Origin of the sequence: Exiguobacterium sp. s70 (assembly GCF_018618315.1) — a bacterium.
Classification (GTDB): Bacteria; Bacillota; Bacilli; order Exiguobacteriales; family Exiguobacteriaceae; genus Exiguobacterium; species Exiguobacterium chiriqhucha.
On sequence record NZ_JACSLV010000007.1, the window covers coordinates 40,583 to 62,253 of the forward strand.

The 21,671-nt window shown below is 48.9% G+C and carries 23 protein-coding genes; 7 read left to right on the plus strand and 16 right to left on the minus strand.

Translation table 11 applies throughout. The annotated features are described in order from the left end of the window. Nucleotides 1–104: 104 nt before the first annotated feature. From KNP84_RS13875 to KNP84_RS13920, 10 genes are all read right to left on the minus strand, one after another. Entirely contained in the window at nt 105–1,079 is a 975-nt protein-coding gene (locus tag KNP84_RS13875) for a LacI family DNA-binding transcriptional regulator (RefSeq protein WP_034781484.1), read from the minus strand. A 17-nt stretch (nt 1,080–1,096) separates the two neighbouring features. After that, nucleotides 1,097–2,629, minus strand: a complete 1,533-nt coding sequence (locus KNP84_RS13880; RefSeq protein WP_215115002.1) for an alpha-glucosidase — start codon at nt 2,627–2,629, stop codon at nt 1,097–1,099. 35 nt (nt 2,630–2,664) lie between these two features. Beyond that, nucleotides 2,665–5,883, minus strand: coding sequence for a GH36-type glycosyl hydrolase domain-containing protein (locus KNP84_RS15380; protein ID WP_215115003.1), 3,219 nt, complete (start codon nt 5,881–5,883; stop codon nt 2,665–2,667). Beyond that, on the minus strand, nt 5,880–8,006 hold the full coding sequence (locus KNP84_RS13890; protein ID WP_215115038.1) for a glycoside hydrolase family 3 N-terminal domain-containing protein: 2,127 nt from the start codon (nt 8,004–8,006) through the stop codon (nt 5,880–5,882). The genes KNP84_RS15380 and KNP84_RS13890 overlap by 4 nt, the downstream gene beginning before the upstream one ends. 266 nt (nt 8,007–8,272) lie before the next feature. Continuing rightward, nucleotides 8,273–8,761 (minus strand): hypothetical protein, encoded by a 489-nt coding sequence (locus KNP84_RS13895; RefSeq protein ID WP_215115004.1) that lies wholly within the window; start codon nt 8,759–8,761, stop codon nt 8,273–8,275. After that, the gene (locus tag KNP84_RS13900) at nt 8,758–9,213 is read right to left on the minus strand and encodes a hypothetical protein (protein WP_215115005.1); all 456 of its coding nucleotides are present in this window, start codon (nt 9,211–9,213) and stop codon (nt 8,758–8,760) included. Before KNP84_RS13900 ends, KNP84_RS13895 begins: the two co-directional genes overlap by 4 nt. Before the next feature lie 17 nt (nt 9,214–9,230). After that, nucleotides 9,231–9,713 carry a hypothetical protein gene (locus KNP84_RS13905; RefSeq protein WP_214834928.1) on the minus strand — a complete coding sequence of 161 codons (483 nt, stop codon included), beginning with the start codon at nt 9,711–9,713 and terminating at the stop codon, nt 9,231–9,233. Between the two features lie 11 nt (nt 9,714–9,724). Next, nucleotides 9,725–10,186 (minus strand): hypothetical protein, encoded by a 462-nt coding sequence (locus KNP84_RS13910; protein WP_215115006.1) that lies wholly within the window; start codon nt 10,184–10,186, stop codon nt 9,725–9,727. Nucleotides 10,187–10,197: 11 nt separating this feature from the next. Next, on the minus strand, nt 10,198–10,653 hold the full coding sequence (locus KNP84_RS13915) for a hypothetical protein (RefSeq protein ID WP_215115007.1): 456 nt from the start codon (nt 10,651–10,653) through the stop codon (nt 10,198–10,200). A gap of 55 nt (nt 10,654–10,708) precedes the next feature. Beyond that, nucleotides 10,709–11,173 (minus strand): hypothetical protein, encoded by a 465-nt coding sequence (locus tag KNP84_RS13920; RefSeq protein WP_215115008.1) that lies wholly within the window; start codon nt 11,171–11,173, stop codon nt 10,709–10,711. 160 nt (nt 11,174–11,333) lie between these two features. Between KNP84_RS13920 and KNP84_RS13925 the strand changes: the two genes are divergently transcribed. Both KNP84_RS13925 and KNP84_RS13930 read left to right on the plus strand, forming a co-directional pair. After that, on the plus strand, nt 11,334–12,539 hold the full coding sequence (locus KNP84_RS13925) for an MFS transporter (RefSeq protein WP_215115009.1): 1,206 nt from the start codon (nt 11,334–11,336) through the stop codon (nt 12,537–12,539). Nucleotides 12,540–12,553: 14 nt separating this feature from the next. Next, entirely contained in the window at nt 12,554–12,985 is a 432-nt protein-coding gene (locus KNP84_RS13930) for a MarR family winged helix-turn-helix transcriptional regulator (RefSeq protein WP_251131259.1), read from the plus strand. A 42-nt stretch (nt 12,986–13,027) separates the two neighbouring features. Here the strand turns inward: KNP84_RS13930 and KNP84_RS13935 are convergent, their stop codons facing one another. After that, nucleotides 13,028–14,068, minus strand: a complete 1,041-nt coding sequence (locus KNP84_RS13935; protein WP_215115011.1) for a flavin monoamine oxidase family protein — start codon at nt 14,066–14,068, stop codon at nt 13,028–13,030. Between the two features lie 425 nt (nt 14,069–14,493). Between KNP84_RS13935 and KNP84_RS13940 the strand changes: the two genes are divergently transcribed. Further along, nucleotides 14,494–14,721, plus strand: a complete 228-nt coding sequence (locus tag KNP84_RS13940; RefSeq protein WP_215115012.1) for a hypothetical protein — start codon at nt 14,494–14,496, stop codon at nt 14,719–14,721. Nucleotides 14,722–14,739: 18 nt separating this feature from the next. Then, on the plus strand, nt 14,740–15,018 hold the full coding sequence (locus KNP84_RS13945; protein WP_214754711.1) for a hypothetical protein: 279 nt from the start codon (nt 14,740–14,742) through the stop codon (nt 15,016–15,018). A gap of 53 nt (nt 15,019–15,071) precedes the next feature. On the opposite strand, the gene KNP84_RS13950 is transcribed toward KNP84_RS13945, so the two are convergent. Then, nucleotides 15,072–15,542: a hypothetical protein gene (locus tag KNP84_RS13950; RefSeq protein WP_215115013.1), complete on the minus strand. Its 471-nt coding sequence runs from the start codon at nt 15,540–15,542 to the stop codon at nt 15,072–15,074. A 72-nt stretch (nt 15,543–15,614) separates the two neighbouring features. Between KNP84_RS13950 and KNP84_RS13955 the strand changes: the two genes are divergently transcribed. Further along, on the plus strand, nt 15,615–16,046 hold the full coding sequence (locus tag KNP84_RS13955) for a DUF4279 domain-containing protein (RefSeq protein ID WP_215115014.1): 432 nt from the start codon (nt 15,615–15,617) through the stop codon (nt 16,044–16,046). Nucleotides 16,047–16,070: 24 nt separating this feature from the next. On the opposite strand, the gene KNP84_RS13960 is transcribed toward KNP84_RS13955, so the two are convergent. Continuing rightward, entirely contained in the window at nt 16,071–16,493 is a 423-nt protein-coding gene (locus KNP84_RS13960; RefSeq protein WP_215115015.1) for an Lrp/AsnC family transcriptional regulator, read from the minus strand. A gap of 146 nt (nt 16,494–16,639) precedes the next feature. On the opposite strand from KNP84_RS13960, the gene KNP84_RS13965 reads away from it, so the two are divergent. Further along, nucleotides 16,640–17,218 carry a cysteine hydrolase family protein gene (locus KNP84_RS13965; protein ID WP_214754719.1) on the plus strand — a complete coding sequence of 193 codons (579 nt, stop codon included), beginning with the start codon at nt 16,640–16,642 and terminating at the stop codon, nt 17,216–17,218. A gap of 39 nt (nt 17,219–17,257) precedes the next feature. On the opposite strand, the gene KNP84_RS13970 is transcribed toward KNP84_RS13965, so the two are convergent. From KNP84_RS13970 to KNP84_RS13980, 3 genes are all read right to left on the minus strand, one after another. After that, nucleotides 17,258–18,454: an MFS transporter gene (locus KNP84_RS13970; protein WP_214754721.1), complete on the minus strand. Its 1,197-nt coding sequence runs from the start codon at nt 18,452–18,454 to the stop codon at nt 17,258–17,260. A gap of 142 nt (nt 18,455–18,596) precedes the next feature. Next, complete coding sequence (locus tag KNP84_RS13975) at nt 18,597–18,905, minus strand: nucleotide pyrophosphohydrolase (protein ID WP_214754722.1); 309 nt, start codon at nt 18,903–18,905, stop codon at nt 18,597–18,599. Then, nucleotides 18,902–20,551 (minus strand): DUF2075 domain-containing protein, encoded by a 1,650-nt coding sequence (locus KNP84_RS13980; protein ID WP_215115039.1) that lies wholly within the window; start codon nt 20,549–20,551, stop codon nt 18,902–18,904. Before KNP84_RS13980 ends, KNP84_RS13975 begins: the two co-directional genes overlap by 4 nt. Before the next feature lie 122 nt (nt 20,552–20,673). Here KNP84_RS13980 and KNP84_RS15385 point away from each other — a divergent pair, with 122 nt between their 5' ends. Further along, nucleotides 20,674–21,660, plus strand: a complete 987-nt coding sequence (locus KNP84_RS15385; RefSeq protein WP_215115016.1) for a LytTR family transcriptional regulator DNA-binding domain-containing protein — start codon at nt 20,674–20,676, stop codon at nt 21,658–21,660. The last annotated feature ends 11 nt before the right edge of the window (nt 21,661–21,671 follow it).

Genomic DNA, 21,671 nt, shown 5'->3' on the forward strand with positions numbered 1-21,671 from the left:
CGTGTAAAAAAATAATGTTTATACAAAGGTTTTACTGCAAATCAACAGGTTAAACGTTTCTATAAACATTATAGTTCACAATGTATCCGCTTACAATACGTATTTTATCTTTTATTATTTTTTTTTCGAATCGAGGCGTCTTTCATGAACTTTGAAGGAATCGTCTCTTTCGAATTTTCTTTCTCTTCAATCAGTTGGAGTAACGCGCGAGCCGCCTTCTTGCCCCAGTCAGGCTTCGAATAGCTGACGCTTGCGATTCGAGGCTGCGTATAGTTTGTAATCTCGAGTTTATCAAAGCCAACGAGCGAAATGTCTTCCCCGATTCTGAAAGAAGAGTTTTGCAAGACGTCATAAACCCCGAGCGCCATGTCATCATTTAAACACATGATGGCATCCCCTTCTTCGAGTACTTCAAGTAAGTCACTCGCTGCCCGAATGCCTGACCGTTTCGTGAATTCACCGGTCCATTCCCGGACGGTTACCCCAGCCGCGTTCGCGCGATCAACGACAACTTTCCGTCGTTCGACAGCATCATGATTGCCGACCGGTCCGTTCACAAGATGGATTTGTCCAGGGTTGGTCTCTAAGATGGCGTCCATCTCTTGATTCATCCCAATCTGATTATCGAGCAGCACACAACTGATGTTCGGATGCTCAATCTCACGGTCGAGCATCGTCAGCGGGTGCCCTCGGTCCGCGAACTCTAAAATCTGTTCTTGGGTGAAGCGATGCCCTAAGATGAGCGCCCCATCCACCATGCGTTCGGTCATCAGACGATGTGATTCGGGACCGTTACAAACAATCAACTCATAGCCAGTATCAGACAGCTCTTGGTTGATGCCTTTTAATAACTCTCCATAGAACGACCCGGAATAATCGCCTAAAAACGCTCCGATAATATGTGTCTTTCTCGTTTTTAGCGTCCTCGCCGCGGCGTTCGGCACGTAGTTCAACTCTTCGGCGATTTTAATGATGCGTTGCCTCGTCTTTTCTGTCACTTTCGGACTGCCGTTCAGCGCATATGAGACGGTCGATATCGAAACGCCAGCCTCTTTTGCGATGTCTTTAATTCCTGCCATTTCCTCACTTCCTTCTGTCAAAAATTATAACATATGAACGCTTCATACGGCCGTAGCATTGGTGCCTCAACCTGCTCTGTCGAAACCAAACGTTCCCCGCAACCACTGGGCAGCGGCAGCGTATCTTGAGACAAATTTGCGACGACAAGAAGTGGAGGCTCCCCATCGATGATGCGGCGGTACACATATAGCCGCTCCTCGGTCGGTACGAGTTCATAAGCTCCGTCTCGAAGCAGTCGATTTGTCCGGCGTAGCGCAATCAATTCTCGGTACAGATGAAGCAGACTCGTTTCATCTGAACGCATCGTCGCGACGTCCCTGCCTGTTTCGTCGTGAGCTGATCGAAGCCACGGTGTTCCCGTGCTGAACGAGTCCGTCCCTTCGCCCCATGCCATCGGAATCCGGGCATGGTCACGTCCTTTCATGCGAACGGCATCAAGCGTTCCACCCGCCCGCAAATAATTTAACGTCTCGATGTCTTGATACTCCTCTGTCGCAATCATACCGTTCGTCATCCCGACCTCTTCTCCTTGATACAGAAACGGGATTCCTTTCAATCCGTATAGGAGGACCGCGAGCATCTTCGCAGCCCGCTCGTCATCGTCATACCATCGTGAAATGACACGCGGCTGGTCATGGTTATTCCAAAACAGGCTATTGCGTCCTTCCACCGCAAACGCTCGTTGCCACGTATCGAGCGTGGTTTTTAGCCTCGACGGCTCGAACGGAGCGAGCTTCCATTTGCATTGTCCTGCCTGCTCATCGAGGGCACATACTTCAAAATTGAAGACGACGTCGAGCGAACCGTCCCGTTGCAAAGTTAGAATTTCGTTCGGAGTCAATCCTCCAGCTTCACCGACAAGCAACAAGGAAGAGGTGTCAACTTGCGCCACTAAATCTTTCAAGTAACGACGCATCAACGGAAAGTCGAGCCATTGCTTTCGATGGACGTCTTTGCCAATCAAATCAATGACATCAAACCGAAAACCAGTCACCCCGCGCTCGACCCAAAACGCTAAGACTGCCGCCATTTCCTTACGTACTTGCTCGTTCCCCCAATTCAAATCTGGTTGTTCCGGAGCGAATGCATGGAAGTAGTACTGGCCCCGGATCGGTGAGTACGTCCACGTCCCGCCCCCGAAGAACGAGCTCCATTCATTCGGCGTATCACACCAAATGTAGAAATTACCGAACGCTCCTTCCGGGTCACGTTCGGATTGAAGGAACCACTCATGCTGATGCGACGTGTGGTTGGCGACGATGTCCATCATGATACCGATTCCTCTGCCACGTGCTTCACGAATCAACTCGTCCATATCATCCATAGACCCGAAAAGAGGATCGATTCGTGTATAGTCTGCGACGTCATAGCCATTATCGTAACCGGGCGAGACGTAAACCGGATTCAACCAAAGCATCTCTACTCCGAGCCAGCTTAAATAGTCGAGGCGACTGATTACTCCTTGTAAATCACCGACCCCATCGCCGTCGCTGTCTTGAAAACTCTTTGGATATACTTGATAGACCGTGCTCACTTTTTTTGCGTCCATATGGTCCTCCTATTAAGAAAAGGGTGACGAATTCGTCACCCCTTCACCGTAATCACTAACTCATTCTTTTCCTTGGCGTAGCGCAAAAATTCATCTTTTTCGACACGCTGTCCTGCTTCGCGGTATGGATTCGTTAGGGTGTGACCGTTCAACCTCTGACCATTCAGCGTAATACTCGGCTCACCCATACGGAACTGGACCATCGTCTCCGTACCGAACATGCGGATCTGCACATATGTGTCCGCATCCACGATCGGATCGAACTCGACATGGTTTGTCCCGAGACGAATTCCCAGGTAGTTCGAGACGAGTTGGTTGAACCAGATTCCCGGTCCACTCGAATAAATGCGCCATCCCGCTTTCACGGGTACCGTTCCATCTTTCAAGCGGCCAAACTGTGACTCCGCCGCGTAGCGGTCAGCGAAATCTCCGTCCGAACTACTGAAGTAGGCGTTTCGTTGTCTCGGTGCGGCATTCTTCACTTCGTCCATCCGGACCGGGTTGATCATATTGAAAGCCGGACGAATCTTCTCGCGTAGCCCCGCCTTCGCCAGCGCCTCGATGTAGCGGATGTGAGCATGCACGTACTGCAGCCCGATCTCACGACCAAAGTTCGCTGCCTGTTCGGCCCGCATAAAGTGACGGCTGACTCCGCCCCGGTACTCGGCAGGTCGGTTCATGAGACGGACTCCGTCCGGGAACGTCAAATGCGTAGCGATCAAATCAAAGTTGCGTGTCATCTGGTCTTGATCAACAAGTTCAGCGATGACACTGCGCGTCATTGGCAACAAGCGGTAGCGCATTGGCAGCGTCTTGTCGGACGGATGAAGCATCGTCTCGAAGCGTCCATCAACTTCTTTTAAGAATCCTGCGATAACCCCATCCCGAATCATCTCGTCTGTGAACTGCTTCCGAATTGCTTGGCTCAACTCACCTAAGCGCTCTGCCAAATGTGACGCCGGCAACTGTTCATGCAACTGACGGAACGCTTGGTACGTCAATGTGACCGTCCATGAACTGATGAGGTGATGTTTCAACTCTTCATCGGCTGGTTGGAGCGTGTCGTCCCAGTCTCCTCCACCGTAGGCTGAGAAGACAGAACCTTCGACAAAGTGATCTTCAATGAATCCAAGTGCTCGTTCCACGTGTGCATACAGTGAAGCATCCGCTTCTGTCTTTCCGTCACGGTCGCGGAACGGAATTATTTCGTCTAGACACGTCACGTCCTCAGTTCGGGCCAAGTAATCCGACAATGCCTTGAGCGGCCAAACGATAACATCACCATGGCTATCCTCTTGTTGGATACCCGCATATTCATCGAACATGAACCATTGCGGCCAATCTCCGTCCTTAAATTGATGGCTGAAAATCACAAGCAAGAGTTTTCGCGCCTCTTCAAAATGACCGGTCGCAAGCAAGAACTCCATCGGCCCTTGTGAAACGTCCCGTGTACCCCAGGCAGCTCCACCGTATTGCTCAAGGCCGTGCGGTGACTGATAGTGCACCCGCATGTTTTGGACGTACCATAGCGCTTGAATACTCAACGCCTCGATGTCAGATGCCTCGCCTTTAAGCTTGAGACCGTTCATATAGCTATCCATCCACATTCGGTAAGCGTTCCGCTCCTGCTTTTCGTCTAGCTCAAACGGGCTGTGATTCGCCAAACCAAGATGCACCGTCACGCGCTCGCTTGGTTCGTATGACATCCAAACAAGATCGTCCTCGAACGGTTGGTCGAACCAATCCGACGTTTTGAGGAGCTCAAACGGCTGATTGCTCTCGATTGCATATGTCAGATCAGGTCGTATACCGGCGCTGTCTGCCGTTTCGTCCGCCTTGAATAGGAGTCGGTTGTCCGTCTGCTCCATACGGAACGGAACGACGTACTCTTGCGTGTTCATCGCGACCTGGTGACTCATGACGAACCGTCGCGGTTGCGACGATTCGACGGTCGTCTTGATGACAGGAGCACCTGAGGCGATGGACGTACGGACGATAATCGTCTCCCCGTCCAAATCGTAGCGCCATACGGCCTCGTTCAGACGCATCTCGAACAGGCTCGGCATCGTCAGCAAATGGTATGCCCCATCCATCTCGACATAGATGCGTTGCCCCGATGTTTTCGGGACATTGAGTGGATTTCGGACGTTAGTCGTCCATTTGTTGAAGTTTGTGTTGCCGTAAACGATATGCGAGTTAAAGACACCGTTCATGAATACGGTCGTGGCGAGCTTCGACTCGTCTGGCATCAGACTACCGGCGTTCAATAAGATGTTGCCGTGACTTCGCTCAACGAGATGCTCTTTCGCCGCTAAGACGACGTGCGAACCCTCTTCTGTGAAGAAGGACATGAGCTGTCCATCATTCGTCTCTTCGAGTCTTCGCACCGGATAGAGGCGCTCGATTTCGCTCATCGCGAGCCCACCGCCGCTGATTGATTGGAACGATTGACGAAGATACGGACGAGGACGTACTGTTTGTTCGACGGGTGCTCCCGCTTCAATCGTTGCGAAATGCTTGATTGATTGCTCTGTCAGCGCTTCCGGATGATTTTGAACCACTGACAATTCGAATGCGATTTCTCGGTCCGTCCCCATGTCTAACGGTTCAGTACGAAGTGTCGGCAAGGCGAACTCATATTGATAGACACGGGAAGGCAGTGCACCGTCTAGTCCTGCGGCTCGCCCGGTCAGTTTATAGGATGTGCCATACACGTCAAAACCATCCGTCGCATATTCTGCGATAGCTCGGGACGACGTCATTCGAATTGCTGGGAACCCGGTCGACTGCTTTTGATTTTGGCGCGCCATCAGCGCCGTATCCGTCTTCATATAGTCGATATACTGCGCCATGTAAGCCTCGTTCGTGCGAACACCGCCTTCATCAGCGAGTCCGAGATCTTGGACGTACGTGACGTCGAATTGACCTGTCCCTTCGAATGTAGCGTCAAAGCGAACGCCGTGGTCGCTGATCGTCCCTCGTACTTCATAAGCAAACTCCGGATAGTGTCCTGACCAAACGATTTCCTGACCAGTGGCCGCGAAATCACTAGGTGAATGCAGTCCCAGCAACGGCCGGGCAACTCCGCCCTCATGTCGGACATAAAGGTTTGCCATCGAGCCGTCGAATGGATGATGGATTAACTGATTGACCATGATCGGTCCGGTTTTCAATTGGCGGATGTCTCCCATCGGAGTGAGCGAAAGGCTCACGTCTCCGCATGTTAGTGTTGTCTGTTCGGTTAATACATTCACGTCGTACACCTCGTTTTTGTTTTTAGTTCAAAAGATTTTGCCAATACGTCACGGCTGTTCGGGCCCACAAAGAGCGTAAACGTTCCCGGATCGGCGTCAAACGAACCGTTCGGCTGAAGATAGTGGAGCATATCTCCTTCAACGGTGAACGTTACCGTCACGGATTCGCCGGCTTTGAGGGTCACTTTCTCGTACCCTTTCAATTGTTTGACCGGCCGTGAGACTTTGGCTATGTTGTCTTGGATATACCATTGGACAATTTCATCTGCCGTCGTCGCCCCATCATTTCGAATGACGACAGTCGCCTCGACGATGCCGCCTGTCATGTCTTTGACGATGAAATCGTTGTAGCTAAACGTTGTGTATGTCATGCCATATCCGAATGGGAAGAGCGGCTCGTTCGGTGCGTCGAGATATTTGCTCGTGTAGCGTGGATCAGCGTGTTCGATGTCTGACGGACGCCCTGTCCGCAACGCGTCGTAGCGGATCGGTACTTGGCCGACGTTATAAGGAAACGACATCGTCAGTTTCCCCGACGGACTGACTTGCCCGTATAATAAGTTCACAAGCGCCGAACCGGCTTCAGTTCCTGGATACCAGGCCTCGAGCACCGCATCCGAATGTTCGACGACGTCGCGCAGATCGAGCGGACGGCCGTTGAATAAAATCGTCACGACTGGTTTCCCGAGTGCCTTTAGACGCTTAATCCCTTCGCGCTGTGTCTTCGGAAGACGAATGTCCGTACGGCTGCCGGCTTCACCGCTCATCCATGAGGCTTCGCCAAGCGCCAAGATGACGATATCCGACTGTTCTGCGATGCGGCAAGCCTCCGTCCAATCAATTTCTTTTTCGACGGTCGATCCTTCCGCAAACACATAAGGAATTTCAGCCCGGTCAAATGCCTGCCGCAACGTCACGGCCTCTTCTCTTTTCCCATATCCGGCCCACGGGCCAAGCACGTCGTTCGAGTCGACGAACGGTCCGATGAGCGCGACACGTTGCTTTTGTAACGGAAGGACACCATCATTTTTCAAAAGGACCGCACTCTTTTCTGCCAGACGACGCGCCTGATCTCGATGCCCATCTGAAAGGTGGAGCGTTGTCTCTTTCGCTTGATCGATCCCTCGGTAAGGGTTGTCGAATAAACCCAATTCTTCTTTTAGCGTCAAGATTCGCAAGACCGCCTCATCCAGTAAAGCCTCATCGACCCCATCTGCGAGCATCGTTTCCAGATGATTTGTGTATGCGCCCGACATCATATCGATATCAACGCCAGCTCGGAGTGCAAGTTCGCCCGCATCCTTCAGCGTCTCGGCGACGCCGTGATGGATAAGTTCTTTGATTGCCGTCCAGTCCGAGATCAATACACCTTCGAAGCCCCAGTCACTGCGGAGGATATCCCGCATGAGATACTCACTAGCCGTGGCCGGAACACCATGGACGACATTGAAACTCGTCATTACCATCTTCGCCCCCTCTTCAAGGGCTCGTTTATAGGCCGGCAAATGGAACTCACGCAGCTCGCGGTCAGATACATCTACCGTATTGTAGTCGCGTCCTCCTTCCGGCGCGCCATAAGCCGCGAAGTGCTTGACGCAGGCAGCCAACGTATCGTCTTTCGTCAAATCGTCCGACTGATAACCACGGACGAACGCCGCCGCCATCTCACCGTTCAACCACACGTCTTCTCCGGTCGATTCCATGACACGTCCCCATCGCGGGTCGCGTGACAAGTCAGCCATCGGAGAGAAGGTGACGTGTAGACCGGATGCCGTCGCTTCGATAGACGAAGTCCGTGCCATTCGTTCGACCTCATCGAGATCCCAAGAACAGGCCATCGCGAGCGGGACCGGGAAAATCGTCCGGTGACCGTGGATGATGTCCGCCATGAACAAGAGCGGGATGCCGAGCCGATTATGTCGCAAGTAACTTTCCTGCAACTTTTGCGCTTGTTTCGCGTTGCTGATTCCGATGACCGATCCGATGTTCCACCGATTCTCATCGGTGATGCCGTCTTCTTTCAACAACTCCGCGATCGGTCCGGTGATCACATCTTGCTCATCATCCGAAAAAATGGATGGCAGTGTTTGAACAAGCTGTCCCACCTTTTCAGCCACTGTCATCTCCTGCACTAATTGTGTCGCTCTCATTCCATCCCGCCTTTATCTATGATTTGTAAATCGAAACGTTTCACCTGTGTATACCAAAAGTATAAGCGCTTACAAAAAGAGATGCAATGGTTAATCGAAACGTTTCTATAAAAAGTATTAATTTACTGCAAATGATCATCTTTAGATTGAAATACACCTCACTCAACCATTTCGAACTGAATATACTTTAGATTCCCGTTGCCCCGAATCGTTCCATAAAAAATGAGCCCTGACTTATGTCAATGACTCATTTTCCCGGCTTTATTTCGTCGCACTTTGGCTTTATTGAATGATTTAGAGGTTACATGCTCTATGTCAAAATCAAGAATAGCTCGATTGATTATATGCGAGAACAGCACCCCACCAATCACCCCAATTACCAAGATGGGTCCAAGTGTCCAAATCGTGATGAAACCGGTGTGATAGCAAGCGAACAGACACAGGAAAAGCAAAAAGATGAACCATTCGACGATGAAATCACTATAAATCCAGCGCCGATAGCGAGGATCTGGATTAAATGTCAGCAATAGTTTTGTCTTCCTCCATTCGACGCATAGTTGCGGCAAGTACAGCGCGAACACGATCAACGGTAAGTAAATCGATGTCTGATAAGAGATGAACGCGACGACGATGAGGTTAAAGAAGAGGCCCCAGTAGCGCCAGTGCCACGTCGCATCGTCGTGTTCGAGCAATAAATCGATCCGTTCTTGTTTCGTCAACATCTTCATAGCAATCCACTCGCCGTTGCCAATTCAGAGCGGACCGGTTGGGCTGCATCTGCGCTTTGGACAGTTTCATTGAAGCGTTTATACAGAAGCGGTAACAACAGCGCCATCTCAAGGACGAGAATCCATGTCCACCAAGGGGCCATCAGTTTATAGCATGTCACGCTACCGACGATGAAGACGTACCATCCGCTTAAAATCCGGTAGACGTTCCGCGTCGCCACTTGTGCGCCGTTCGCATCCGATAGACGAGCGAACATCTCCCCTTCTTTCAGCAAATACACGACTGAACCGCTGGCGAACAAACCCATCAACCCTAAGCCAACCCACCAAATGTGATCCGCGAGCAACGTGACAAACAATAGTCCAGGGACAGGAGCGAACATCACGTCTCGTCGCCGCTTTTTTTGCTCACGGTATCGATTCATTTCGTCAATCCGTTGTTGTTTCGTCATACGATTCCATTCCTTTTCTAATCATTGATTCCATCAAGCCGACGCTTCAGCTTCTCGCGATTGGCTTTGGCCAGCATGTTCGACGTGACGTGTTCCGGGTCGAGTTTGAGCAGTTTTCGATCGATCCACAGCGGTAACAAGACTGAAGGTGGTGCCCCGATGACCACCGCCCACATCAACACGTCCGGATGGATCTGTCCCGTTAAAAACAGTGCGATCAGACTGAACAATAAGATGAACGTGAAAACGAGTGAGGAAAACTGTAGTTTAATGAGACGTCGATACGTCCAGTCGTCATTGAACTGAAGATAGAGCGTCGTCTGCTTCCATTCGAAAAACAACGTCGGGATGAGACTGACCACCGCAATCACGCCAGAGTAAGTCGTCTGCATCATGAAATAGAGTGCACTCACAAAGATGACGACACTGCTTCCAATCATAAAACGACGATACGTCGTGTTGATTTGTAACAACGCTTCAGTCCGGGCTTCCCTGTTCATCTTGTACCTCCTCAGTCTCTGACGTTGTCGAGTCGAATCTCTTTAAGCTTTGGATGCTCCGGATCGATATCCGTCAATTGCTCGTCTTGTTTTCGAATTAAGCGGTAGCCACCGTATAGTACACCAACTGCCACAGCTAATATCCAGGCGTACATCCAACCAAGGTTAAGCGTCAGCGCAAACGATAAAATGAATACGACGAACAGCGCAAAGACAAATCCGTTCCGACGGGCGATGATGGTTTTGGCATTCTCTCGTTCGGTTAACTCGGTCTCGACTCGGTTCGCCTTGAAGAAGATTCCTCCCAGCAGCAAGAGACAGACGAGTACGCCGGCCACGTACCAACCGTTCCATGAATCCGACTGAATCAATCCAACGAGACAAAACACCATCGGAAACGTGAGCAGACTTTGAAATACGGCCGTCTTTACATTGGTTTTATAAATCAGATTGATGCGTTGTTGTTTGTTCATCGAATCCCTCCTTAAAAACTTTCCTGTTTGACGTCGCGACGCCTCGGTTGCTGGGGATCAATCCGTTTTACTTTTTCATCGAGAAACCGTTCGACAATTACCAGTGCCAACGCTGTAAGGGAGAAGATGAAGAACGGGACCCAACTGATTGTTTCGAGCTTCAAAAGCAACGGGAAAAACAAACAGCTGAAGACAACCATCATATAGTCGAACACATATTGAATGTGAATGACCCGCTTCGCTCGAATGTGGTCTGTGAAACTGCTCATGAATCGGCTTTCCCGCCCAATCATTACGCCGTACGCTAACAGCGACACCACCATTAAACTTCCGTATACGAACGATCGTGTCTCGGTTTGTAGAAAGAAGAAGAGCAATACCCCAACCGGAATCGCAAAACCGAGCCGTACGAGAAGCCATTTCCGGTTTGCGGTAACCATTTGCTTCAAACGCTGATGTTTATTCATAAGCTACTCCTTTAATTGTGATGGACTCACACGCTAACCTCGTGTCTTTTCAACCTCACCACGTGAATCTCGTGCGTTGAATCTCGCGACGGGTCGGTTGCTCTACATCCATCCAGCTCAACTGTTGATTGAGCTTATGCTGCGTAAACCAGATTAATGCGCTGCCACTGACGAATAGAAGGAAAGGAATCAGGTTGGTCAGGATATTCAGTCGCATCATCAGCGGAAAAATCACGGCCATCATGATGACGAGCAAGTAGTCGAGCCGATATTGAATGCTGACAATTCGTTTTGCTTGTTCAGACTCTGTCAGACCTTTGACAAAGTCACTCTCTCTTATAAATAACCTACCTGCAGCTCCTGTGAAGGCCAAGATTGATCCACCGGCTAAATAGGGATTACCATCTGTTTGTAAAAAATAATAGATAAGAACCCCAGTCGGCAAAGCAAACATCAAACGTAACAACATCCACTGTACATTCATTTGTTTCACGCTATGTAATCGTTCTTGTTTACTCATCGCATTCACCTCTTAACTACCTATACGATTTTCAGTAAAAAAAGTTCCGTTTTTTTACAATTACCTTATAGCAATCTACTCGCTTGACGAAAAAGTCACTTCACTTTATCGTTTAGTTAACTTAACTATATTAAAAGGTAGAAAGACTGAGGTTTTCTTTATGAATTTGCTACAAAATTCACGCTTCGTATTCACATGGTTATCCGGCATGACGCTCACGCTCGGCTTCTCGATTTTTTTCTTGAGCGTATCGTGGCTCACGATTGATGTGCTGAAACAACCGGCTCTCCTCGGGATTATCATGACTGCCGTCTCATTGCCGCGTGTCGTAATGATGGTGTTCGGCGGTGTGTTCGCCGACCGATTCCAAAAGAGTCGGCTCTTGTTTTTAACGAACCTCGGGCAAGGTCTTCTTATGGTCGCGGTCGTGGCGCTCCATCTCGCAGACGCGTATTCGGTGTTCGCCTTGATCATGATTTCCATCGTGTTCGGTCTACTCGACGGCATGTCTTATCCGGCGTTGTCATCTTTGATTCCGTCGCTCGTCAAACAAGAAGAGCTGCAGCGTGCCAACTCGCTCTTCCAAGGAACGCTTGAGCTCATGTTCGTGTTCGGACCGTTCCTCGCCGGAGCGTTACTGACATGGGGCGGCTTCGGGCTTAGCTTTGGGACAGCGGCCGTCTTGATTTTCATCGCAGCTATCTTGATCATGCCGCGCTTGATTCGCGATTCGATTCCCCTCGCCCGTGCCATGTCGCTCAGTGATGTCATCTTCGACTTGAAAGAGGGCATCCGTTATGTCTCGAGCACGCCGATTTTACGGAGCGGGACGCTGTCGATTGCCATCGTCAACTTGTTCGTCATGGGACCGCTCATCATGAGCATCCCGATTCTCGTCGGTGAACGAGGCGGCAACGCGTTTGATTTGAGTTTGATTGAAGGTGGACTTGCTGTCGGGACGTTCGTCGCGAGTTTTCTCGTCCTGTTGTTCCGCTCGGTCCATCGTGGACGTTTCGTCTTCCGTGTCCTGTTTTTGACGATTGGCGCCTTCTTCCTCTATACGCAGGCACAGTCGATCACGCTCCTCGCCTTGGCTGCGGCCGCGAGCGGATTCATGTTGATGCTCGTCTACTTGCCGACGGTCACACTCATGCAAGAACATAGCGACCACGACAAGATTGGACGCGTCATGAGCATCATGGCGCTCGCCGCATCTGGATTAGAACCGATCGCGTTCGCCGTCCTCTCGATTTTGGTCGCTCTTGCCGTACCGATTCAAACGTTACTCATCTCGTTTGGTATAATCGGATTAGTATTCAGTATCGTGTTATACGTGCGGAGCCAGACGTTCCGTGACACGCGATGAAAGGAGAACGACGATTGAACGACACACGCAAACAGCAAGTCATCGAGATGTACCGTCAAATTGACGAGCTCGACTTGTTGTTCACCAAATACTTTACCGAGTTGAACGAATTCGAACTCAGTTACCAGCAAGAACAGATGTTACTCCTATTCAAACGACAAGACACTTGGACGACGACCGAGATTGCCACGAAGATGAATATCTCGAAAAGTGCGGTCAGCCAAGTGCTCAAAGTGCTTGAACAGCGTGAGTTCGTAAAAAAAGAGAAGAACCCGGATAACTTGCGCGAGAGTTTCATCCGTCTCGGCCCAATCGGTGTGGAGTACTCGAAACAAATCGATGCGATTGAAGAACGGCTCGCCGAAGAGATGTTCTCCGTGCTCGAAGATGACGAGATGACGATGATCAATCGTTCGCTCGCGTTGATGATCAAGAAGTTCAAATGAAAAATGCGTATCGTCCCGACTTGGGAGGATACGCATTTTTCATTAGAGTTGCTCGACGACCCGGATGGCTGAACGGAGCGCGCCTTCGATATGACCGCCGAACAAGGAGTCCGTCTCTGTCCCGGCGAGTGAGAGTCGTCCTTCCCAAGCTGGGTCGAGCGCGATCGGCTGATAGACCGGGAATTCGGTCAATGGCTGGGCATCTCGCGGGCTTGCCGTGTCACGATCACTCGACCAATCCATATACAAGACATCACGTGACTGCCGCGCCTCTTCCCCGAACAGTCGCACGAGTTGATCGATGACGCGACGATTCAGCTCGTCTTGATCGAATACCGAACGTTCGGCAGCAGACAACCGAAAGAAGCCGAATAACGCCGCAAGTCCGCCCGGCTGCGAGGCGTCATGAATCTCCTGCAACACTCCGGCCCAGCTCATGCCTTGACCAGATTGACCATTATCTCGCCAAAACGGGCGGTCGTAGACGGCGAGTACTTTCGCCTGCCCGGCCATCCAGGTCGGCGTATTTGCTAGGTTCGACTTCGTCGTTTCAGACAGTTCTGGTTGGAAGCTGATGCGTGATGCGAGTCGTGGCGGGATGGCAAGGATGACATGACTGAACGTTTGAGATCGCCCTGTTTCGAGTTCGATGGAGACCTCGTCTTCTGTCTGTTGAATCAAGGTGACGGTCGACTCGAGTTTAATCGTTCCGTCAGGCAAGGTGGCAGCAAGCGCTGTCGTCAGTGTCATCATTCCACCCACGAGTCGCATCGATGGGACGGTGTGACCTGGCGGGAGCGTATGGCGTTCGATGACACCGAACTGCCGCTCAAGCATCAAATCACCGGCCGTATATTGTGTGAACGTCGGGAGACCGAGCCGTTCGATGAGTTGGGTGATCGTCGTCTCTGTCTCTGGCCAATACCAGGTCGGGCCGAGGTCGAAACCGTCATGGCTCAACACCCGTCCCCCGATACGGTCACGCGCCTCGAAAACGGTGACGTCATAGCCTTTCTCGATGAGGAGCGACGCGGCATACAATCCGCTCACGCCCGCTCCGATAATCGCAATTGATGGATTCATGAAAATGCTCCTTCTTTGTATGTGGTGTTCCTATTATACTGAAAAAGACGAATATACATAATTTGGGCGAACCGCTCAGTAAAGGACGTTATGATGTGAATCGATTCTTTTATTATTTCTATTTCCCGTTCATTTGGTTGATGCGCATATTGCATCGGTTCATCAAAACAGAAGTGATGATGACAGTTGCATTATTTGTCATGGTGACCCCAGTGACGGTCATGATATTAGCTGATGTAATTCCACTGCCATTTTACTTGAAAACATTTGTTTCGTACTATGTCCCACTAGGAATGTACACACCATCTCATTATTTTGACTCGGACGTCAGACGAAGGCGGACCAAGCCTGGATACGTTCCGCTCGATGAAACCAAATCGTATTTGAAATCGTAATATCTAAGAGTCACACAAGGAGGAAACCACATGGAGGAAGTATTATTCTCATTTCTCGAGGGAGTTATGGCACTGCTCCCGTTGCTTATCATCATTTTGTTCATTGTGACAATCGTACGATTCATGAATCGTTATGAGCAACGCGCTAACGCACAAATCGAATTTGAGAAACTAACCGCCTTGCATCAACAAGAACAGATGAATGCGTTAATCGAACGACTGGATCGAATTGAAGAGACGTTAGAGACTCGCCCGTAAATCGAAAGGAGTGTTTGAATGGATTGGACCACGATCATGTTAACTGCCTCATTGATCTTGAACGCCTTCTTGCTCAATATCATTGCGCAACAAGCAAAGGATATGAGTGCATTGAAACGAAAACAACTCCATACCGAACCAATCGTTCAAGATGCTGAGTTTCATGCGTCGATTAAAGAAAAAATCGATACGATTGGCATGATCCCGACCGTTAAATTCTTGCGTGAGACTCATGGCATGTCCCTGCTTGAAGCAAAACGACTAGTCGATCGCATTACAGGTCGATCAACATCATAAAAAGGAGTAGCGCGCTACTCCTTTTTGACTGCCTTCATTTATTTTGACTGCCTTCATTTAGGAAAGGAATCCACTTTCCCGCGCTCATACACTTTATGCGTCACGTGTTCCGGGTCAATCTTCGCAAGTTTTTGATCAATCTTAGATGACATAATCCATCCAATCCCATAGAGGCCCGCTACGACAACACTCAAACCGAACTGTTCGGGCTTTAAGAGCGTTGTCAGCATCAACAGACAATAGAGTGCAACGAGGCCCATCGCCACCCAAAACTCAAGGCGAACTAGTCGCGTATATTCAGGGGACGAGTTGAATCGCAGTAACGTGCTCGTCCGTGCCCAAATCTTAACGAGAAAGATGGAGGGGACCAAAAGTACAAACCATATCAGTTCAGCGAGCTGCCGTTCCTCGCTCATCAATAAAATGAATCCAATGGCCGTGACCAATGAAAACAAAAGCGCCGCCTGTCGGGTCGACCGCTTTCCTGAGTGATAGAGTTGTTCGAACCGTTCACGTTGGGTCATATTCATATTCCTTTCTCACGATTGCATCGTTACTATTCAAATAGACTGTCATACAAAGAAAAGAGGGTATTCATGAATCCTGCACAAACCGAAGTCCTGGTCTATTTCCAACTGCTTGCCGATGATTTCTCAATTGAAGACGTTTCACACCAGCTTGGATTAACCCCTACCGAAACATTTGAACGAGGCGATAAGAGTACCTACTCGTCTCGTCCTCGTGAATATACCTCGTGGTCACTCGGTACGGGCTATCAGCCTTCATTTGATGTGAACGATCAGCTGCAACACATCATTGCGCAACTTCGTGGCAAAGAAACAATTTTAGATGACATTTATAACGCGTACGACGACATCCGAGCGAAATTTACCATTGTAATCGTGATGGAAAACGGTCAAACACCGTCGCTTGTGTTTGATTTGAAGACGATTCAATTCGTCGATCGGATTCGTGCCGAGTTTGACATTGATCTATATGCGAATCCGTATGAAGAGGACCATTCATGACTTAAATTCGAATCACTTCCGCCTTCACTCCACCGCTTTAAACGGAACCGGCGACGACAGATTGATGAGTGACGACGGCTGGCCGTATGCCATCGATTCATCGATGAACGTCTCGAGCGACCGCACATTTTCCGTCACCACTTTGACCAAATAGCTGTACTGGCCGGCGAGACGATGGCATTCCATCACGCTAGGTTGTTGCCGGCAAAACTCTCGGAACGCCTCGCACCGTGTCGTGTCATACAAAATGAAGGCCGTCACATGCTTTCCTAACGTTTCAGGATTGATTACAGCACGATACGCTGTGATGACGCCACGTTCTTCAAGTCGCTTCAATCGTTCGTTCGCAGCAGGTGTCGATAAGCCAATCTGCTTCCCGAGCTCCGTGACAGAAATCCGCGCATTCTCCTGCATCAAGCTGACGATATGTCGATCAATTTCGTCCATTTCAGTCCCCACTTTCAAATCGTAAGTTGTATCTCCAAACTTCCGTTCATTTTAAAGAATCACACACCTAACTCCGTTGATATAGTATGTAATCAACTCTTCCTCCCCGCTACACTTAACTTAACGTTAAAGAGGGGGAAACAACCATGAATCAAAACACAGTCGTACCATTATTGATTATCGACGTCCAACAAGCGTTCCACGACCCGAGTTGGGGCAATAGGAACAATCCGATGTGTGAAGACAACATCGCACGACTCATCACCACTTGGGAAGAGGCCAATCAGCCAATCATCTACGTCCAACACGTCTCACAAGTGCCCGAGTCCTTATTTTATTTCAAAAAGGATGGCCATTTGTTCCAAGACTTCATTCGTCCACGCGAACAGGACACGATTCTCACGAAGCAGGTCAACAGCGCCTTCATCGGCACGAATCTGCAAGAGATTCTCGAAGCACATCAAGCTCAATCCATTATCGTCACGGGATTAATCACCAACCACTGTGTCGAGACGACCGCCCGCATGGCCGGGAATTTCGGATTCGGACCGATTGTCGTATCCGATGCGACGGCGACGTTCGACCGTCGTTCATTGAGCGGTTCATTGATTCCGGCGAATGTCATCCATGATGTGTCCCTCGCCAATTTGAACGAGGAGTTCGCGACCATCCAAACGACGGATGAGGTCATCACGATGATTCAGACGAAAGCAGTACAGGCCTAGTAACGGGCTGTACTGCTTTTCCATTTGTCATCTGACGCTCTATTCTTTACTCGTTACTGACACCTGCTTTAAAAACGGATCGACAACGAAGTATAAACCTGCGAGTAGCAATGTAATTGCACCAATGACGTAAAGGAATAGGTGCGATACAAAATCAGCTAACGTCCCACCAAGTAAATAACCAAAAGGTGCTAAAACACCTTGCACCGCATATATAACGGTGAGCGTTCTTCCAAGGTACGATGCTTCAATCTGACGTTGCAACAGTGTTTGAAATTGAATACCCATCATCCCAATTGCAATCCACGAAATAGCAAAAAAGAACAACACTAGTTTTAAATTCGTCGTCAACCAAATAGAAGAAATCAACCAAGTCATTCCTCCAACGCTCGTCGCTCCAATAAATATCAATCGCAATCGGTGTTCTCCTAACCTCATCGATATGGCACTACCAATCAGCGTCCCGATAGAGATAGCTGTTAACCAACTCCCGTACAAAAATTCAGTTGGCGCCAGAATCGGCAACAAACCTAATGAAATTGTGATGAGCAGATTCAGTAATGTGAAGACGAGAATAAAGCGTCGAAGAAATCCGAGATTCCAAAAATATCGAAATCCTTCTTTCAACTCTTGGTAATAACCAGATTGCCGATTCTCTTTATTTGATTCCCAAACAACCTCATCAATCCGCAACGCAAGTCCAATCCCTGCACATAACAGTAAATAGAGAAAAGCATTACTCGTGTATACAAGGCCGACACCGATAAACGTCAAGACAATCCCGGCCAATGCATTACATACAACATCTAAACTGTGATACGTAAAGGCAAAAAGTGAGTTTACTTTTTGAAGATCCTTTTGCTTCACAAGAACCGGAACAAGTGCGTGCTCGGTCGGATAACTCAACTCGCTCGCTAAAGTCGCAATGAACAATAATGTAATGACTCCGCCGACTGTCAAATGATCAATCATATAAAGCGTCGCCAATAGCATCAATATGGTTGCTTGAACTCCCATCGAAATGAGAAGTAACACCTTTTTAGAATAACGATCAATCAACGGCCCATATAAAAATTGAAAAGCCACCGGTATCATGGCTACAAAGCCAACCAATCCAATCCAAAATGTCGAGTCCGTATTTTCTTTAACAAACCAAATTGAAGCTAAAAAGTAAAAGCTATCTGCAAAATTCGCTACAATTCGAACCACCAATAATACGTATATATTTCGATTCATTATTTCCGCTCCTTTTCCAATGAATTTTCGTAAAGAAATATTCATTGAGAAGAGGCGGTGGGCGAATGAGGGGTTATATGTCGTTTAAGTAATGATACATGTTAGTCTCCTTTCGTTTTTTGTAATCCAGCTAATAAAATACTTATGATTGCGGACTCGGATACTTCACCGCATTTTTCTCGAGCTTCTCTTCAATCGCTTGCGACACATCAATCCCTGCCGCATGGGCGAACGTGAGCGCGTAGATGAGAACATCCGCGAGCTCTTCTTTCATCTCGACATGTTTCGTCTCGAGCGCTTCTTCGCTTGATACCCATTGGAACAACTCCAACAGTTCGCTCGCCTCAAGCGATAACGACAACGCCAAGTCTTTCGGGTTATGGTGGAACGCCCAATCGCGCTCGTCTCGGAATTCGATTACTTTATCCATCAATCGTTGTACTTCGTTCATATCTGTACCTTCTCTCTTTGAATGTGTAATAGCTTGTCTCGTAACGCTTGATTGCTCGCATACAAATAAAGCCCTCGGACGCCTCGCTTCATCAACACATTGATGGAGTTCAATACAATCTGTTCTTTCGCCAACTCGACATCTTTGACGCCGTCAATTCCCGCATACGCACCAGTGTCTTTATAAAGATTCGTGTCGATCACCAAGCAATCCTTCGTCTCATCGTACGTTACCGAAGGACCGAGCACGACGCCGACGTAGTTCAAATCAAAACCTTGGATCGTATAGATCGATCCGGCCTCGGCAATCGTCTCAGATTTTTCGGCCCACGTCGTCTTACCGCCCGTCGTATTCCACGGCATCTTGTACGACCCGTTCGACCCATAGACGTAATACGTTTCCCCATTTTTTTTATGAAGGTAATCGAACGTCGACACAACTCGACTGAGCCCATGTTTCTTGTCTTGTTCGATAATCATTAGGTGCATCTCTTCCAACGTTTCAAACACGCGTAAATCATAGTCTTTAGAAGCTGGGAATGCTTGTATCTGCTTAGCTTTGAAGGCGTTGATCCAATCGATGACATCCTCATCCGCCTGCATCCGAAACTGATTCGTCAGTTTATATGTTTTCAAACACTTCGCTTTTTCTTTAAACTCATCCAACTTGCTTTGATCCCACCGACTCTTCAGCTTTAACACTTGGTCTTGGTCAAAGATGACAATGACAACCTTGGCGATCTTCATCAATTCTTCGAGATGATTCTCTGCCCGGAAATTGTTGTATGCATCTGACTTCGTCAATAGAAGGTGCGCCTCGTCGACCAAGATGATATCGACCTTCTTATCTTTTAACTTGTTAAGGAGCGGCGTCGGTTTGACGAAATTGACAGCCTTCAAGTGTTTGACTTGTTTGGCAATCCCTTTATACGTCTTCAGCATCTCCTCGTGATTGACGACCAGATAGTTCTCCGTCTGATGCAGATTCGAACCCGCCTCGTTCGTCCGCGCTTGAATGGTATTGAAGATAGAACTGAGCACGACACTCTTGCCGACACCGGCCTCTCCTTCAATGACATACAAGTCTCCATACGTGTCTTCGGGCTTGGCCTTCGCAATCCGTGTCTCACAGAATTCAAGCACACGCTCTTTTAAATCCATCTGTTCAACGGATAGTTCTTTGAACGGCGACAATTTGAAGATGTCTTTGTTCTCGATGGCGTGCAGGTCGTTTTCGACGAGCCCATTCTTATGTAGCACACCCCATAACTCAGGAAACAGCTCATTGTCGTAGAACGATTTATTGTAATAGTTGTGTGTGAAGTCGCTTGCCGTCTTGCTTTTGTTTTGTAAGGTGTACTTCTCGTCCCCTAAAAAGTAGTTAATCAATTTCGTCTCAAGATGGAACGTCGCCGACCGATTGAACGTCTCATGCTTTACGAGATTGATTTGGTCCACATTCTTCCGGTCTGCTTGTTTCAGCTTCAGATGTTGTTTCATGCGCTTTTGAAAGTGTACCGTTTCCCCGATATACGCTTCCTTCTCTCCGTTCAAAATATAAATCACCGGATAGTTCAAGTAATCAGCTGCCCGATCAATCTCATCTATACTCGTTTTATCAAAATCTAACGGAATGACCTCAATCATCTTCACCGACACACCCTTATCTAATTTCAAATTATCTCCAGTTTAGCATAGCCTTATTCCAATTCGTTACTCAAGTCTTCTATGAATCAATGGTATAATCCCACTAAAAAGGGAGGGATTCGGTGCTTACGTTCAACAACGTCTCTGTTCGCCAACAAGACACGCTCATCCTTGAACATATCTCGTTCACCATCAATCCGGGTGAAGTCGCAGCCATCCACTGCGGTGTCACTTCCCGGGAAATATTGTTCGCATTATTGACGGACTCGCACGCGAACTACTCCGGGACCATCGATACACAAAATTACACGCTTTCGGTCTTCTCCATCCGTGACGGCTTATATGACCGCTTGACGGTCGAGGAATATTTGCGTTTCACGCATACGCTCTACGAATCGACGGAATCGCTGGATACAGTCCTGCAAACCGTTCAACTCACCCCATATCGGAACAAACGATTGAACCGACTCAGCTTGTCGCTCGTCCGGCGCGTCCAATACGCAGCGCTGTTGCTACATAATCGCGACATCTACGTCCTCGAAGAACCGGATCAAAACGTCGATCAAGAGACACGGCACTTGTTCGCGACCGTCTTGCTGCAACTGAAGCAACAACAAAAAGCTATCCTGCTTCTGACGAGCAATATGGAGAGCGCCCTGTTCGTCACGTCGACCGTCTATCGCATCGACCACCGACACTTGCGCCTACTCGATGTGGAGCCCGATGAACCGGAGGCGAACGAAGACGTCACGCCAGAGGTGATGCACGTCCGCTTCGAGAAGATTCCGACGAAAGTGAACGAGAAAATCGTCTTGCTCGATCCGCCGGAAATCGACTACATCGAAAGCCAGGACGGACAATCCGTGTTGCACAGTCAGTCTGAACAATTCCCGAGCGTCTTCACGATGAACGAGCTCGAGACGCGTCTGACGCCGTACGGCTTTTTCCGCTGTCATCGATCGTACATCGTCAACCTTCAACGGGTGCGCGAAGTCATCACGTACACGAAGAACAGTTTCAGCCTCGTGCTCGATGATTCGGCGAAGACAACCATTCCACTCTCGAAGACAAAAATGGCCGAATTGAAGACGATGATTGGGCTAAAATAAGCTCCATTCAC

Coding starts and splice junctions, on each gene's coding strand:
- KNP84_RS13955 (WP_215115014.1), top strand. CDS start 15,615: ATGAATCCTGCACAAACCGAAGTCCTGGTCTATTTCCAACTGCTTGCC.
- KNP84_RS13970 (WP_214754721.1), bottom strand. CDS start 18,454: ATGAATCGAAATATATACGTATTATTGGTGGTTCGAATTGTAGCGAAT.
- KNP84_RS13960 (WP_215115015.1), bottom strand. CDS start 16,493: ATGGACGAAATTGATCGACATATCGTCAGCTTGATGCAGGAGAATGCG.
- KNP84_RS13915 (WP_215115007.1), bottom strand. CDS start 10,653: ATGAATAAACATCAGCGTTTGAAGCAAATGGTTACCGCAAACCGGAAA.
- KNP84_RS13920 (WP_215115008.1), bottom strand. CDS start 11,173: ATGAGTAAACAAGAACGATTACATAGCGTGAAACAAATGAATGTACAG.
- KNP84_RS13950 (WP_215115013.1), bottom strand. CDS start 15,542: ATGACCCAACGTGAACGGTTCGAACAACTCTATCACTCAGGAAAGCGG.
- KNP84_RS13935 (WP_215115011.1), bottom strand. CDS start 14,068: ATGAATCCATCAATTGCGATTATCGGAGCGGGCGTGAGCGGATTGTAT.
- KNP84_RS13880 (WP_215115002.1), bottom strand. CDS start 2,629: ATGGACGCAAAAAAAGTGAGCACGGTCTATCAAGTATATCCAAAGAGT.
- KNP84_RS13945 (WP_214754711.1), top strand. CDS start 14,740: ATGGATTGGACCACGATCATGTTAACTGCCTCATTGATCTTGAACGCC.
- KNP84_RS13975 (WP_214754722.1), bottom strand. CDS start 18,905: ATGAACGAAGTACAACGATTGATGGATAAAGTAATCGAATTCCGAGAC.
- KNP84_RS13910 (WP_215115006.1), bottom strand. CDS start 10,186: ATGAACAAACAACAACGCATCAATCTGATTTATAAAACCAATGTAAAG.
- KNP84_RS13940 (WP_215115012.1), top strand. CDS start 14,494: ATGGAGGAAGTATTATTCTCATTTCTCGAGGGAGTTATGGCACTGCTC.
- KNP84_RS13890 (WP_215115038.1), bottom strand. CDS start 8,006: ATGACAGTGGCTGAAAAGGTGGGACAGCTTGTTCAAACACTGCCATCC.
- KNP84_RS13895 (WP_215115004.1), bottom strand. CDS start 8,761: ATGAAGATGTTGACGAAACAAGAACGGATCGATTTATTGCTCGAACAC.
- KNP84_RS13980 (WP_215115039.1), bottom strand. CDS start 20,551: ATGATTGAGGTCATTCCGTTAGATTTTGATAAAACGAGTATAGATGAG.
- KNP84_RS13875 (WP_034781484.1), bottom strand. CDS start 1,079: ATGGCAGGAATTAAAGACATCGCAAAAGAGGCTGGCGTTTCGATATCG.
- KNP84_RS13905 (WP_214834928.1), bottom strand. CDS start 9,713: ATGAACAGGGAAGCCCGGACTGAAGCGTTGTTACAAATCAACACGACG.
- KNP84_RS13965 (WP_214754719.1), top strand. CDS start 16,640: ATGAATCAAAACACAGTCGTACCATTATTGATTATCGACGTCCAACAA.
- KNP84_RS13925 (WP_215115009.1), top strand. CDS start 11,334: ATGAATTTGCTACAAAATTCACGCTTCGTATTCACATGGTTATCCGGC.
- KNP84_RS13900 (WP_215115005.1), bottom strand. CDS start 9,213: ATGACGAAACAACAACGGATTGACGAAATGAATCGATACCGTGAGCAA.